Source organism: Streptomyces sp. NPDC015139, assembly GCF_043079785.1.
Classification (GTDB): Bacteria; Actinomycetota; Actinomycetes; order Streptomycetales; family Streptomycetaceae; genus Streptomyces; species Streptomyces albidocamelliae.
Genome location: NZ_JBIBUW010000015.1, coordinates 13,565 through 27,889, shown reverse-complemented (window position 1 = coordinate 27,889; position 14,325 = coordinate 13,565). Strand labels below are relative to the sequence as shown.

The window sequence follows — 14,325 nt, the reverse complement described above, 5'->3', positions numbered from 1 at the left end:
GCCGATCGGCGCGGGGCGTCACGCCACGGCCGGTTCGCCCCGGGCCGCCCGCCGCCGGGCCGCCAGCTCCGGATCGAGCGAGGGTACGGCGGCCAGGAGCTGCCGGGTGTAGGGCTCGCGCGGGCTGTCGTACACCTCGTCGGCGGGGCCGTACTCGACCAGCCGGCCCCCGCGCATCACCGCGACCCGGTCGCTGACCTGGCGGACGACGGCGAGGTCGTGGGCGATGAAGACCAGCGCGAGACCGAGTTCCCGCTGGAGCTCGCCGAGCAGGCCGACCACCTGGGCCTGGGTCGTGACGTCGAGCGCCGAGACCGGCTCGTCGCAGACGATGACGCGCGGGTCGGCGGCGAGCGCCCGGGCGATGCCGATGCGCTGGCGCTGTCCGCCGCTGAACTCGTGCGGGTAGCGGTCGTAGTGCTCCCTGTCGAGCCCCACGCGCTCCAGCAGTTCCGTCACGCGCCCCCGGACGCCCTCGTCGTCGGTCCCGCCCCGTGCGCGCAGTGGGTCGGCGATGGACTCGCCCACACTGCGGCGGGGGTTGAGGGAGGAGACCGGGTCCTGGAAGACCATCTGCACGGCCGGGTTCACGCCGGTGTGCGGGCGGCCCTCGTAACGGATGCCGCCCGCGGTCGGCCGGAGCAGCCCGACCAGCATGCGGCCGAGCGTGGTCTTGCCGCTGCCGCTCTCCCCGACCACGCCGAGCGTCTCACCGCGGCGGACGGTCAGCGAGACGTCGTCCACGGCGGCGAACGCCCGCTTGCAGCGCCCGAACTCGCGCCGCACTCCGTCGGCCTCCAGCACGACCTCCTCGCCGGCCGGCGAGGAGGTCCGGCGGGTGTCCACGCGCGGTACGGCGTCGAGGAGCCGGCGGGTGTAAGCCTGGGCGGGCGCGGCGAGGACCGTGCCGACCGGACCGTCCTCGACGGCCCTGCCGTGCCGCATGACGAGGACGTCGTCCACGCTCTCGGCGGCGACGCCCACGTCGTGGGTGACGAGCAGCAGCCCCATGCCGGTCTCCTGGCGCAGGGTGTGCAGCAGGTCGAGGATCTGGGCCTGCACGGTGACGTCGAGGGCGGTGGTCGGCTCGTCGGCGATCAGCAGGTCCGGTTCGCAGGCGAGGGCCATGGCGATGAGGGCGCGCTGGCGCATGCCGCCGCTGAACTCGTGCGGGCGGGAACGGGACCGCCGTGCCGCGTCCGGGATGCCCACCCGCTCCAGCACTTCCACGGCACGCGCGCGTGCGGCGCGGCGCGACACGCGCGCATGGACGCGGTGGACCTCGGCGATCTGGTCGCCGATCGCGTAGTACGGGTCGAGCGAGGACAGCGGGTCCTGGAAGACCATGGCGGCCTTGGCGCCGCGCAGCCGGCGCAGTTCCTCGTCCGGGGCGTCCCGCACGTCGGTGCCGGCGACGCGGACCGAGCCGCCGACCCGGGCACCGGTGCCGCGGTGCAGGCCCAGCAGGGCGCCCGCGACGGTGGACTTGCCGGAGCCGGACTCGCCGACGAGGGCCAGGGCGGCGCCCTTCGCCAGATCGAAGGAGAGTCCGTCCACGGCCCGCACGGCGCCGAACTCGACGGTCAGGTCCTTGACTTCCACCAGGCTCATGCGAGCACCACCCGTCGGTCGGCCACCGCGTACAGCACGTCCGCGACGGCGTTGGCGAGGACCACGAAGAATGCGATGACCAGGACCATGCCGACGACCACCGGCAGGTCGACCACCTTCACCGCGTGCACCAGCTCCTGGCCGATGCCCGGCAGGCCGAACAGGGTCTCGGTGAGGACGGCACCGCCGACGGCCGAGCCGACGTTGTTGGCGTTCAGCGCGATGACCGGCGCGAGCGCGCCACGCAGCGCGTGCCGGCCGACGACGGCCCGTTCGCCGACGCCGTAGGCGCGGAAGGTGCGGATGTGGTCCTCGGCGAGCGTCTCCAGCATGGCGGCGCGGGTCAGCCGGGCGAAGGCGGCCGCCTCGATCAGGGCCAGCGAGAGCCACGGCAGCAGCAGGTTCCACGCCCACTGTTCGGGGTCGTCGGTGAGGTTCACGTACTGCGGGAAGGGCAGCAGCTGGAGCTCGCCGCAGACGACGATCATCAGGACCAGCCCGATGACGAACACGGGCGTGGCGGTGCCGGCCAGGGTGATCGCCGTCAGGACGCGCTCGCTGAGCCGGCCGCGCCGCCAGGCGGAGAGCACGCCGGTGCCGACGCCGAGGAGGAGCCACAGCACCATGGCGCCGAGGACGAGCGAGAGGCTGACGGGCAGCTTGGTCAGGATGATGTCCAGGACCTGCCGGCCGGTCTGGTACGACTGCCCCAGGCAGGGTGCCGTGCAGTGCTCGACCGAGGTGCCCGTGGAGAAGTCCCGGCCCACCAGGAGGCCTTCGAGGAAGTGCCAGTAGCGCAGGTGGAGGGGGTCGCCCAGGTGCAGTTGCCGGGCGACCTGGTGCACCTGTTCCGGTGAGCAGCGCGGGCCGCAGGTGATCTGGGCGACGTTGCCGGGCGTGGCGTAGAAGACCACGTAGACGATCACCGAGACGGCGAGCAGGGTGATCACCGCGCCGACGGCCCGGCGCAGCAGGAATCCGCCGAAGCCGCTCATGCGGTCGCCTCCTCGGAGCTCTTGCCGGTCCTGTCCCGGCGGCCGGTTCCGACGCGCAGGCGGGAGGCGGCGCGCGGATCCAGGGCGGTGCGCACGCCGTCCCCGAGGACGGTGAGGGCGAGGACGGTGACGAACAGGGCGCCGGCCGGCAGCAGCAGGTACTGGGGCGCGGCCTGGTACCAGACGTCGGCGGCGGTGAGCATCTGCCCCCACGAGGGCGTGGGCGGCTTCACGCCGACGCCGAGGAAGGAGAGGGCCGCCTCGACCGAGATGTTCATGGGGACGAGCAGGGCCGCGTAGGTGATGACGGGGGCGGCGAGGCCGGGCAGCAGCTCGCGGCGGGCGACCCGCCAGGTGTTCCAGCCGCTCAGCCGGGCGGCGGCCACGTGGTCGAGCCCCTTCAGGGTGAGGGTCTGGGCGCGGACGATCTTCGCGATGGTGCCCCAGCCGATCAGACCGATCACCAGGGTGACGAGGACGGTGCGCGGGAAGCCGGCCGGCACGATCGCCAGCAGGGCCAGTGCCATGATCATGAGCGGCATGGCGACGATGACGTCCGTGGCGCGGCTCAGCAGCTGATCGATCCAGCCGCTGCCGAGCGCGGCGGCGGCGCCGACGGCGACCCCGATGGCGATCTGCAGCACCGTGGCGGCCAGCGCCACCCCGAGGGACACCCGCGCCCCGTACACGAGCCGGGCGAACAGGTCGCGGCCCGTCTGCGGTTCGACGCCCAGCCAGTGGTCGCCGCAGATGCCGCCGAAGGAGCCGACGGGCACGCCGCCGCGCGCGGAGTCGATCAGCGAGGGGTGGTAGGTCGTGGGGTCCTGGCCCTCCAGGGCGGTGAGCAGCGGCGCGCCGAGCGCGACGAGGACGAGCAGCGCGACGACGGCCGCGGCGACCAGGGCGGCGCGCTGCGCACGCAGCCGCCGCCAGAACTGACGTGCCCCCGAGACCGCCGGGACGGAGGTGTCCGTCCCGGCGGTCTCGACGGCGATGAGTGCCTCGCTCACGGCGTCACTTCACCGCGACCTGGGAGATGTCCAGGACGCCGGTCCAGTCGCTGATGACGACGTTCTTGACGTCCGAGCCGTACAGGCGCTTGTAGACGGGGTGGAACAGCGGGACGACGAGGGCCTTCTCGCCGATCTTCTGGTCCAGCGCACCCCACCGCTTCGCCGCCGCGTCGAGGTCGGTCAGCTTGTTGATCGCGTCGATCTCGGCGTTGACCGACTTGTCGTTCAGCAGGCCCGTGTTGAAGTTCGCTCCGTCCTTGACGATCTGCCGGCCGTCGAAGATCGGGGCGAGGAAGGGACCGCCGGAGGGCCAGTCGGCACCCCAGTGGGCGAGGAAGAAGCCCGGCTCGGTCTTCAGGCCGTGGGTCTTGTCCCGGTAGTCGTTGTCCTCCAGGCCCTGGAGCTCGACCTTGATGCCGGCCTTCTTGAGCGCGTCCTGGACGGCGGTCGCGATCTCGGGGCTGGTCTCGAAGTCCTTGGCGTTGGAGTGGGTCAGCGTGACGGTGAGCCCGTTCTTGTGGCCGGCCTGGGCCAGCAGTTCCCTGGCCTTGGCCGCGTTGCCGGACCTGCCCGCCGGGAACGGGTCGTCAGGGGTGTACCCGAAGGACTTCTGGTCGGGCAGGAAGGTGGTGGCGGGCTCGGCGAGCGCGCTGCCGCCGGCGGCGTTGACCACCGAGGAGCGGTCGATGGCGTAGGAGATCGCCTGCCGGACCTTGGGGTTGTCGAACGGCTTCACGGTCGGGTTGAACGCGATGTAGTTCGTGTAGCCGAAGTGGCCGGTGCCCACGCGCGCGGCCAGCGCCTTGTCGCCGGTGACCTTGGCCAGCTCGGCCGGGCCGAGGTTGGTGTCCGTGGTGACCGCGGCGGCGTCCGTCCCCTGGGACGCGGACAGCCGCTGGTTGATCACGGAGGAGTCGAGCCCGGAGCGCACATCGATGGTGTCCGGGTAGGCCTTGCGCTCGGCGTCCACCGAGCCCGACCAGTGGGTGTTGCGCTTCAGGACGAGGTGCTCGCCGTCGTTCTCGTTCTCGACGACCTTGTACGGGCCGGACGAGACCGGGTGCGACTCGTACTTCGTGCCCGTGTCCTTGGCCTTGGGGACCGGGGTGAACTGCGTCTGGGTGGCGAGGTACGGGAACTCGCCCTCGGGCTTGTTCAGGTGGAAGACGATGGTCCGGGCGTCCGGCGTCTCGATCGCGGACAGCCCCTTCTTGTCCTTGTACGGGCCCTGGTAGCCGGCGGCGCCGACCAGCCAGTCCCGCAGGTAGGGGGCGCCGCCGGAGAGTTCGGGGGCGAAGGAGCGCTCGATGCCGTACTTGATGTCGGCGGAGGTGATCGGGGAGCCGTCCTCGTACGTGAGCCCGGCCTTCAGGGTGTACGTCCACACGGTGGCGTCCTTGTTGGGGCGCCCGGTGTCGGTGGCGAGGTCCGGGACGACCTCGGCGCCGGCCGCACCGTTCTCGCGGTTGCGCGTGGTGAGGGTGCGGAAGACGAGCGAGGGGACGTTTCCGCCGCCGGAGGTGTAGAGGCGCGCGGGGTCGAAGTCGGTCTGCGGCTCGGAGTTGAGCACCGTGAGCGTGCCGCCCTTGTGGGGCGCGGAGTCGCCACCGGAACCCTTGGCATCGTTGTCCTTCGGGCCGCAGGCGGCGGCGCCCGCTGCCACGACCAGGCTGACGGATGCCGCTGCCACGCGGCGCGCTATGACGGACGGTTGACGCATCGGAATGACGACCTCTCGGGGAACTGATCGAGGAATTCTCGAAGAGTGAGACAAAGGGACGAGGAGTGAGACGGCTGCGGGCAGACGTCGGCCCCGGCGTCGGGTCGTCGGAAAACCCGTGACACGGTCACGCGGACTCGGTCACGGAGAAGGTGGGGAAAGGTCGCGACGCGTACGCCGGGGAGGCGGCGTCAGCGACAGTGGATGTCGGCCACGCAGAGCGCGGTCACACCGATGAGCGCCAGCTCGATGGCGGCGCTGTCGGAGACGGCGTGACGGGACCACATGGTCAGAAATATGAACGACCCTGCGACTCATGTCAATCTGACATAAGCACAGCTCGTCAACTCTTGGGGTAGGGCCAGGGGTTGGGCAGGCAGTGGATTCCGTCGTGGTCGAGGAACTTGGTCTGCTGCTGCATGACGGGGGCCAGTTCGCCGTTCTTCTGGCACGTCACATGGCCGTGTCCGAGACGGTGACCGACCTCGTGGTTGATCAGCATTTGCCGGTAGGCGTGGATCTCGTCCCCGTACGTCTTGCTGCCCTGGGCCCACCGGTAGGCGTTGATCATCACGCGCTCGGTGGAGGCCGAGTCGCAGGAGACGTTCTCCTCCGCGGTGTCGAGATCGGACTTGGCACACCACTCGGCGGTGGTGCCGGGGCTGGCCAGGGTGATCACGAAGTCGGGCTTGCCGGAAGAGATGCGCTCGAAGGTACGGGCTCCGCCGTGGGCCCAACTCCGCTGGTCGTTCAGGGTCTTCTGGACGGCTTCGGCGAACAGCTCGCCGTCCAGGCCCAGCCCCTGCTCGACGTCCACGCGGTACCGGTACTTCTGGCCCTTGCCGGGCGCCTCGGCGGACCCGGGCACGGCGTCGAACTTTCCCGGGCCCTTCAGTGCGACGCCGAGGGGATACTTCCGGCCCATCTTCTGGTCGTACGTCAGCGCCACCGTCTCCGGCGACGCGGAGGCACTCGACGCGCCGGGTGCCCGGGCGTTGCGGGCCTGGTCGGTGTCCGTGGCGGGCTGCGCCTCCGCAGTGCCGCCGTCCCGCGCACCGGTCACCTGTCCGGCGACGATCACGGCGAGCACGGTGGTGACGGCCGCCGCCGCGATACCGGCGAAGGCGCGCCCCTTGCCGCCGCCGCGCTGCGCGGGCACCGCGAGGCCGTCCGCGGCCTGGAGGCCGGATTGCCGTGCCTCCGGGTCCCGCTGCTCGCCTACGGCCGGCCGCTCCTCGGTACGAGGGTTCCGGCCCGGCCGGGGCGCGAAGACGTCCGCGTCCTCGGTGCCGTCGCCCGCACCCTCGAACGCCTCGAGATAGTCCTGCCGGGGACCGCGGCGCCGCCCTGGACCGCCCGACCCCGCCTGGCGTTGCCGGGGGAGTACGACACCGGGTCCGGCACCGCCGCCGGCCGGCCCGCCGACCTCTCCCCAGCCACCGCCGGCCTCACGCTGCTCGGGGTGCGCCCCGCGGACCGAGCCGCTTCCGCGTCCCCGGGGCACGCCCTGCGCGGAAGCACCGTCGGCGACCCTCGGCACACCGCGCGCGGGGGTCCCGTCGAACGGACGGGGCATGCCGTGGGCGGGAGTCCCGTCCGGGAAACCCGGCACACCGCGCGCGGGGCTGCCCACGGCAAAGCGGGGGACCCCCTGCGCGGGCGTCCCGTCGGCCGGACGCGGCACACCGTGGGCGGGGGTGCCGTCGGAGAACCCGGTCGGGCCCGGGAACCCGGCGTGCGTGGGCCACGCGGCACCCGGAGCGCGTGGTGCCCGGGGCGGCCCCTGGACGGCACCGTCCGGGTACGGCGTCGCCGCACCCTGGCCGCCTCTGCGGTCCGGCGGGTCCCGCCGGTCACCGGAGCGGGCGTCCCGCTCCTCGCCTCGCCGGGCCGCTATGGCCGCGGAATCGTCCTTCGGTGCCGGTCCGCGCCGGCTGTGACGTCCCACCCCTGCCCTCAGCTCTCCGTGCCCGGTGCGGTGGCACGCCGGCCGCCGTCCGTGGGCTCCTCGGCGTCGATTGTGCCCGACTCCCCTGCCTGGGCGAGGAGTTCACGGAACGCGCCGGCCACCAGGTCCGGGTACTCCATCATCGCCACGTGCCCGGCGTCCGGCAGGGACAGCAGGCGCGAGTCGCGGAAGGAGCGGGCGGCCTTGGCGGCCATCCGGAAGCCGACCAGCTGGTCGCGGCCGCCGTAGACCAGCAGGGTCGGGGCGAGGACCCGCTCGGCCTGGCGCCACAGCCCGTGCTGGCCGCCGAGCGTGTAGGCGTTGACGATGCCGCGCGCGGAGCGTGCCATCGCGTCCCAGAAGTACGGCAGCTGCAGGCGCCGCTCCAGCTCCTCGACGGCGTGCTGGAAGGCTTCGGCGGAGACCCGGCCGGGATCGCCGTAGCAGAGGGCGGTGACCCCCTGCACCCGCTGCTCGGCCGTCCACTCCTTGGTGATCCGGGTGAACAGCGCGGCCACACCGGGCACGCCGAGCAGCCCCGTGGGCACCGCGCCGCGCTGGATGCGCAGCTCCGGCAGGGCGGGCGAGACGAGGGTGAGTGTGCGGACGAGGTCGGGGCGCACGGCGGCCACACGCGTGGCGACCGCGCCGCCGAGGGAGTTGCCGAACAGGTGGACCGGGCCGCGGCCGGACGCGTCGAGATGGCGGATCACCGCGCGCGCGTGACCGGTGACCGAGTAGTTGCCGTCGTCCGGGGGCGGGGAGTCGCCGAAGCCGGGCAGGTCGACGGCCTCGCCGTCGACGACACCGTCCAGCTCGGCCATCAGCGCCGACCAGTTCTGCGAGGAACCGCCGAGTCCGTGGACGTACAGCGCGGGCGGCAGACCCTCGCGGACGGGGGGCCGGGAACGGACCGACAGGGTGACTCCGGGCAGGTTCACGCACCGCAGCCGCTCGCCCTCGCCGACCCGGACGGGTGCCACCCGAGGGAGCACACTGGCGGCCGACACGGAAGGCGACTCGGTCGAAGACATGCGGGCAATGTTACGAGGTGATCACGCCGAGGTAGGTGTGGCGGCCGTCACAGCGTGAACCGCCGGCGAAAGGTGAACCGGACAGCGCACGCCCGAACGGGACGGCAGACCCCCTGGAAGATCGCCGTACCGGCGGCGAGAAGGGGCCTGACGGCATGGCGTCCGGATCGCCTGTCTCCTAGGCTCGTACAGAGGGCACCCGCGTGTGGCCCCTGCTGCTTCCAGGGACGTTCGTAGGAAGGGAGCCCACCATGGCCTATGACCCCACCGAGCCCGACGCCATCGACGACCTGGAGCCCGAGGCGACCCAGGAGACGGACGTCGAGGCCCCCGAGGTGGACGCTGCCGAGCAGCACGCGGACCTCGCGCCGAACCGCGACGACCCCCTGACGGGCGTGGACCCGGACCGCGCGAACGTGGCCGACCTGGTCGAACAGGCGCGCGTGGTCTCACTCGACGAGGACGACTACCGCTGACCTCGCGGGACACTCGGGACCGCGGCAGGTCCCGGGAGAAGCGCTCCGCGGCTTTCGCGGCCGTCCGGTACGTGAAATTCTGCGCTCGCACCGCGCACAGCACGGTTACCGAAAAGTACGATGGCCGCGCGGTCTACACCGCATGTGGACGACATAGGGAGGCGGCGTGACAGCCATCGAGCAAACTGAGGCGGCACGCCCGCGCGGCACCCGTCTGCCGCGCCGCGCCCGGCGGAACCAGCTGCTGGGCGCCGCCCAGGAGGTTTTCGTCGCGCAGGGGTACCACGCGGCGGCGATGGACGACATCGCCGAGCGGGCCGGCGTCAGCAAGCCGGTGCTCTACCAGCACTTTCCCGGCAAGCTCGACCTCTACCTCGCCCTGCTGGACCAGCACTGCGAGTCGCTGATCCAGGCGGTGCGCGGCGCGCTCGCCTCGACGTCGGACAACAAGCAGCGCGTGCGGGCGACGATGGACGCCTACTTCGCGTACGTCGAGGACGACGGCGGCGCCTTCCGGCTGGTCTTCGAGTCGGACCTGACGAACGAGCCGGCGGTGCGCGAGCGCGTCGACAAGGTCACCGTCGAGTGCGCCGAGGCGATCTGCGACGTCATCGCCGAGGACACGGGTCTGTCGCGCGCGGAGTCGATGCTGCTCGCCTCCGGCCTCGGCGGTCTCGCCCAGGTGGTGGCCCGTTCCTGGCTGCACAGCGACCGCAGCGTCCCGCGCGACCAGGCGGTGCAGCTGCTCACCTCGCTGGCCTGGCGGGGCATCGCCGGCTTCCCGCTGCACGGCATCGAACACCACTGAGGACCGCCCGTCGGCCGGACTGTTCGCTGATGGCGTTCCGTCCGGCAGCGTGTACGTCCCCTCACCGGGCTAATGTGTGCAGCGTACGGCGCGGAAGATCGCGCACATCACTGACCGTCGGAGGGACATAGCCGTGGAGGTCAAGATCGGCGTGCAGCACGCGCCCCGCGAGATCGTTCTGGAGAGCGGTCAGAGCGTGGAGGAGGTCGAGCGCATGGTGACCGAGGCGCTGGCCGGCAAGACCCAGCTCCTGAGCCTCCAGGACGAGAAGGGCCGCAAGATCCTGGTCCCGACGGAACGCCTGGCGTACGTGGAGATCGGCGAGCCGGCCGTGCGCAAGGTGGGCTTCGGCACGCTCTAGGCAGAGGTTCGGGCAAGGGCCCGGCGGCCGTCGGCCGCCGGGCCCTTGGCTGTGCGGTGCCCGCACGGACGGAGCACAACTCGTCCATAGCGGTGGATTGCATTCCGCAGGTCACGGGTATGACGGGCTACGACCGTCAAGCCCAGAACCGCCGTGGGAGGGACCCCGAGATGATCCTGGAAGCACTCGGATCCGCAGTGCTCGGTCTCGTCCTCGCGTGGGCGGCCGCCCGCCGCCTGTCGCACCGGCTGCCGGCCCGCCCGCTGATCTACACCACGGGCATCGCCGGGGCGCTCTTCGGTGACTTCGTCACCCACAGCGCCCTGGGCCCGGGCAGCTCCCTGCCGAGCCTCATCGGGGCCGTCGTCGTGTCGGCGGCGTCCCTCTCCCTGCTCCTGCGCCCCACGACCCGCCGCCTACGCCGACGATCAGCCCCGGCGTAGCGCGCGCGGCGCCCCGTCAGGGGCGCGGGGAACTGCGCGACCAGCCACGACCCACCCGCAGCCGCACAACACCCCGCGAGCCACCCCCCACGGAGCGCACCGGCACTCAGGCCGCGAGGCCCAGCGCAGCCATCCGCTTCGTGTGCGCCTCCGTGATCCGCGAGAACATCCGCCCGACCTCCGCGAGGTCGAACCCGTCCGCCACGCCCCCGACGAGCATCGTGGACAGCGCGTCCCGGTCGGCGACGACCCGCTGCGACTGCGACAGCGCCTCGCCCATCAGCCGCCGCGCCCACAGCGCCAGCCGGCCGCCCACCCGCGGGTCGGCGTCGATCGCGGCACGCACCTTCTCCACCGCGAACTCGGCGTGCCCGGTGTCGTCCAGCACGGCGAGCACCAGCTCACGGCTGTCGGAGTCGAGACGGGCCGCGACCTCCCGGTAGAAGTCGCTCGCGATCGAGTCCCCCACGTAGGCCTTGACCAGGCCCTCCAGCCAGTCCGAGGGCGCCGTCTGCTTGTGGAAGCCGTCGAGCGCGGCGACGAACGGGTCCATGGCGGCCGTCGGCTCCTCGCCGATCTCGGTCAGCCGGTCCCGCAGCCGCTCGAAGTGGTGGAACTCCGCCGACGCCATCTTCGCCAGCTCCGCCTTGTCCGCGAGGGTCGGCGCCAGCTTGGCGTCCTCCGCGAGGCGCTCGAACGCCGCCAGCTCCCCGTACGCGAGCGCGCCGAGCAGGTCCACGACAGCGGCGCGGTACTGCGGGTCGGCGGAGGCCTGCGCCCAGTCCTGGGCGGCGACACCGGTCGGTTCGGCGGAGGCGGCGGACGCGTTCTCAGGCTTGTCAGAGCTAGTCATGAGGCGCACAATAGCCCGCTCGGCGACTCCGGGAAGCCCCTGGTCAACCACTGTGACGACGACTACGTGACCAATTCGGCCATCACATGTGCGCGAATCCGGGGTATGGTGGTAATGCGCCTGCTGAGTGCGTCGACGATGTTCGACGTGTCCGGACAGGGCGCACGCATGAGGATGCCCGGTCGGTGGCCCGATCGGCTCCGACCCGACAGCCCTCCCCGGCGGTACGGCTCATTACGTACGACGACCGGAAGGGACACCCTCAGCGGTACGAGCGCTAGAGCGTCGGCAGAGGTCCCGTGCTTTACGGCTGGCCCCGAGTGGTTCGCCCGTATGGCAGCCGACGTCCCCGGCACGGTCCGTCAAAGACCCCCGCGCTCGCCTCGCACCGCGCCACACAGAAGAGGCATAGCCCTGACTACGACGTTTCGAGACCTTGGGATCCTGCCCGAGACGGCCGAGGCCCTGGAGGCCGTCGGCATCATCAACCCCTTCCCCATCCAGGAGATGACGCTCCCCGTCGCCCTTTCCGGCACGGACGTCATCGGCCAGGCGAAGACCGGCACCGGCAAGACGCTGGGCTTCGGTCTCCCGCTCCTGGAGCGCGTCACCGTCCCCGCCGACGTCGAGGCCGGACGCGCCACCCCCGAAGCCCTCACCGAGGCCCCGCAGGCGCTCGTCGTCGTGCCGACGCGCGAGCTGTGCACCCAGGTCACCAACGACCTGCTCACGGCCGGCAAGGTCCGTAACGTGCGCGTGCTGGCGATCTACGGCGGCCGGGCGTACGAGCCGCAGGTCGAGGCCCTGAAGAAGGGCGTCGACGTCGTCGTCGGCACCCCGGGCCGGCTGCTGGACCTCGCGGGCCAGAAGAAGCTGAACCTCAACCACATCAAGAGCCTGGTCCTCGACGAGGCCGACGAGATGCTCGACCTGGGCTTCCTGCCCGACGTCGAGAAGATCATCAACCTGCTGCCGGCCAGGCGCCAGACCATGCTGTTCTCGGCCACCATGCCGGGCGCGGTCATCGGCCTCGCCCGCCGGTACATGTCGCAGCCCACCCACATCCGCGCCACCGCGCCGGACGACGAGGGCGTGACGGTCGCGAACATCAAGCAGTTCGTCTACCGCGCGCACTCCATGGACAAGCCGGAGATGGTCGCCCGCATCCTGCAGGCCGAGGGCCGCGGACTGGCGATGATCTTCTGCCGCACCAAGCGCACGGCCGCCGACATCGCCGAGCAGCTCCAGCGCCGCGGCTTCGCCTCCGGCGCCGTCCACGGCGACCTCGGCCAGGGTGCCCGCGAGCAGGCGCTGCGCGCCTTCCGCAACGGCAAGGTCGACGTTCTCGTCTGCACCGACGTCGCCGCCCGCGGCATCGACGTCGAGGGCGTGACCCACGTCGTCAACTACCAGTCCCCCGAGGACGAGAAGACGTACCTGCACCGCGTCGGCCGCACCGGCCGGGCGGGCGCCAAGGGTACGGCGATCACGTTCGTCGACTGGGACGACATCCCGCGCTGGCAGCTGATCAACAAGGCGCTGGAGCTGGACTTCAACGACCCGGCGGAGACGTACTCGAGCTCCCCGCACCTGTTCTCCGACCTCGGCATCCCCGCGGGCACGAAGGGCATACTGCCGCGCTCGGAGCGGACCCGTGCGGGTCTGGGCGCGGAGGAGCTGGAGGACCTGGGCGAGACCGGCGGGCGTGGCGCTCGCGGCGGTCGTGGTGACCGGGGCGGCCGTGGTGGCCGCGCCCAGTCCGAGACGGTCGAGCAGGAGCGTCCGGCCCGTACGCCGCGCCGTCGCCGCCGTACCCGCGGGGGCGCCCCCGCGGACGCCGCCGCCACGTCGGCACCGGCACCGTCCGTGGAGTCCGGCACCTCCGGCACCGAGGAGGCGCAGGCGGCCCGTACACCGCGCCGTCGTCGCCGTACCCGCGGCGGAGCGCCCGGTGAGGCCCTGCCGGCCGCCGCGACGGTCACGGCCGACGAGGCAGCCGTCGAGGCGGTGGACACGGTGGAGGCTCCGGTCGAGCCGACCGCCGCGGAGAAGCCGCGCCGCCGTCGCACCCGCAGGACGGCGGAGCAGCCGGCGACGGAGACGGCCGTGGAGCCGACCGTCGCGGCCGGCCCGGTGGCCGAGCCGGTCGTCGAGGCCGCGCCCGAGGCCGCTCCGGCCGAGGATGCCGCACCGCGCCGCCGTACCCGCAAGGCGGCCGCTGCCGCCGAGACCGCCGTCGACACGGCGGAGGGCACGGAGGCCAAGCCGCGCCGCCGCACCCGCAAGACCGCCGAGCCGGTCACGGAGGCCGCGACGGCCGAGGCCCCGGCCACGGAGGACGCCCCGGCCGCCAAGCCGCGCCGCACCCGCAAGACCGCCGCTGCCGCCGAGGCCGCCGTGGACACCGCGGAAGGCACGGAGACCAGGCCCCGCCGCACCCGGAAGGCCGCCACCGCGGCCACCCCGGACGCGCCCGAGGCCGAGGCCAAGCCGCGCCGCACCCGCAAGACCGCCGCCGCGGCCGAGACCGCCGTCGACACGGCGGAGGGCACCGAGGCCAAGCCGCGCCGCACCCGCAAGGCTGCCGCGACCGCCGAGGCCCCGGCCACGGAGGAGACCCCGGCCGCCAAGCCGCGCCGCACCCGCAAGACCACCGCTGCCGCCGAGGCCGCCGTGGACACCGCGGAAGGCACGGAGACCAAGCCCCGCCGCACCCGCAAGACCACCGCTGCCGCCGTGGACACCGCGGAAGGCACCGAGGTCAAGCCCCGCCGCACCCGGAAGGCCGCCACCGCCGTGGTGGAGGCCGACGGGGCCGAGGCCGCCGCTCCGAAGGTCCGGCGGACCCGTAAGGCCGTCGCGGCCGCTCCGGAGATTCCGGCGCAGGCCAGTGACGAGCCGGAGGCCAAGCCGCGCCGCCGCACCCGCAAGGCGGCGGCCGCCGTGGAGGCCCCGGAGGCCTGACCGGCACCGCACCACGGTGCACACGATCCGCCGATGGCCCGGCCCACTTCCGTGGGCCGGGCCATCGGCGTTCTCCGCGCGCCTGCGTACCCCTCCGCA

The 14,325-nt window shown here is 72.8% G+C and carries 13 protein-coding genes; 5 read left to right on the top strand and 8 right to left on the bottom strand.

Going from position 1 to position 14,325, the window contains the following annotated elements; all coding sequences use genetic code 11:
- Window positions 1–18: 18 nt before the first annotated feature.
- The 7 genes from ACF08B_RS32065 to ACF08B_RS32035 form a co-directional block, all read right to left on the bottom strand.
- Complete coding sequence (locus tag ACF08B_RS32065; RefSeq protein ID WP_392320599.1) at window positions 19–1,611, bottom strand: dipeptide ABC transporter ATP-binding protein; 1,593 nt, start codon at window positions 1,609–1,611, stop codon at window positions 19–21.
- A complete protein-coding gene (locus tag ACF08B_RS32060) occupies window positions 1,608–2,606 on the bottom strand; it encodes an ABC transporter permease (RefSeq protein WP_392320598.1) in 999 nt (332 codons plus the stop codon). The genes ACF08B_RS32065 and ACF08B_RS32060 overlap by 4 nt, the downstream gene beginning before the upstream one ends.
- Window positions 2,603–3,616 (bottom strand): ABC transporter permease, encoded by a 1,014-nt coding sequence (locus ACF08B_RS32055; protein ID WP_392320597.1) that lies wholly within the window; start codon window positions 3,614–3,616, stop codon window positions 2,603–2,605. Before ACF08B_RS32055 ends, ACF08B_RS32060 begins: the two co-directional genes overlap by 4 nt.
- 4 nt (window positions 3,617–3,620) lie before the next feature.
- On the bottom strand, window positions 3,621–5,339 hold the full coding sequence (locus tag ACF08B_RS32050; RefSeq protein ID WP_392320596.1) for an ABC transporter substrate-binding protein: 1,719 nt from the start codon (window positions 5,337–5,339) through the stop codon (window positions 3,621–3,623).
- A gap of 191 nt (window positions 5,340–5,530) precedes the next feature.
- Entirely contained in the window at window positions 5,531–5,626 is a 96-nt protein-coding gene (locus ACF08B_RS32045; protein ID WP_311318790.1) for an Ms4533A family Cys-rich leader peptide, read from the bottom strand.
- A 56-nt stretch (window positions 5,627–5,682) separates the two neighbouring features.
- Window positions 5,683–7,287 (bottom strand): DUF3152 domain-containing protein, encoded by a 1,605-nt coding sequence (locus ACF08B_RS32040; protein ID WP_392320595.1) that lies wholly within the window; start codon window positions 7,285–7,287, stop codon window positions 5,683–5,685.
- Between the two features lie 8 nt (window positions 7,288–7,295).
- On the bottom strand, window positions 7,296–8,321 hold the full coding sequence (locus ACF08B_RS32035; protein ID WP_392320594.1) for an alpha/beta fold hydrolase: 1,026 nt from the start codon (window positions 8,319–8,321) through the stop codon (window positions 7,296–7,298).
- 251 nt (window positions 8,322–8,572) lie between these two features.
- Here ACF08B_RS32035 and ACF08B_RS32030 point away from each other — a divergent pair, with 251 nt between their 5' ends.
- The 4 genes from ACF08B_RS32030 (at window position 8,573) to ACF08B_RS32015 (ending at window position 10,409) form a co-directional block, all read left to right on the top strand.
- The gene (locus ACF08B_RS32030) at window positions 8,573–8,797 is read left to right on the top strand and encodes a hypothetical protein (protein WP_392320593.1); all 225 of its coding nucleotides are present in this window, start codon (window positions 8,573–8,575) and stop codon (window positions 8,795–8,797) included.
- 166 nt (window positions 8,798–8,963) lie between these two features.
- Entirely contained in the window at window positions 8,964–9,605 is a 642-nt protein-coding gene (locus tag ACF08B_RS32025) for a TetR/AcrR family transcriptional regulator (protein ID WP_093474925.1), read from the top strand.
- Window positions 9,606–9,738: 133 nt separating this feature from the next.
- Window positions 9,739–9,966, top strand: a complete 228-nt coding sequence (locus tag ACF08B_RS32020) for a DUF3107 domain-containing protein (RefSeq protein ID WP_392320592.1) — start codon at window positions 9,739–9,741, stop codon at window positions 9,964–9,966.
- A gap of 170 nt (window positions 9,967–10,136) precedes the next feature.
- The gene (locus ACF08B_RS32015) at window positions 10,137–10,409 is read left to right on the top strand and encodes a hypothetical protein (RefSeq protein ID WP_392320591.1); all 273 of its coding nucleotides are present in this window, start codon (window positions 10,137–10,139) and stop codon (window positions 10,407–10,409) included.
- A 106-nt stretch (window positions 10,410–10,515) separates the two neighbouring features.
- Here the strand turns inward: ACF08B_RS32015 and ACF08B_RS32010 are convergent, their stop codons facing one another.
- Window positions 10,516–11,262, bottom strand: a complete 747-nt coding sequence (locus ACF08B_RS32010) for a ferritin-like fold-containing protein (protein WP_073889295.1) — start codon at window positions 11,260–11,262, stop codon at window positions 10,516–10,518.
- Between the two features lie 507 nt (window positions 11,263–11,769).
- On the opposite strand from ACF08B_RS32010, the gene ACF08B_RS32005 reads away from it, so the two are divergent.
- Entirely contained in the window at window positions 11,770–14,226 is a 2,457-nt protein-coding gene (locus ACF08B_RS32005) for a DEAD/DEAH box helicase (RefSeq protein ID WP_392320671.1), read from the top strand.
- Window positions 14,227–14,325: the final 99 nt, after the last annotated feature.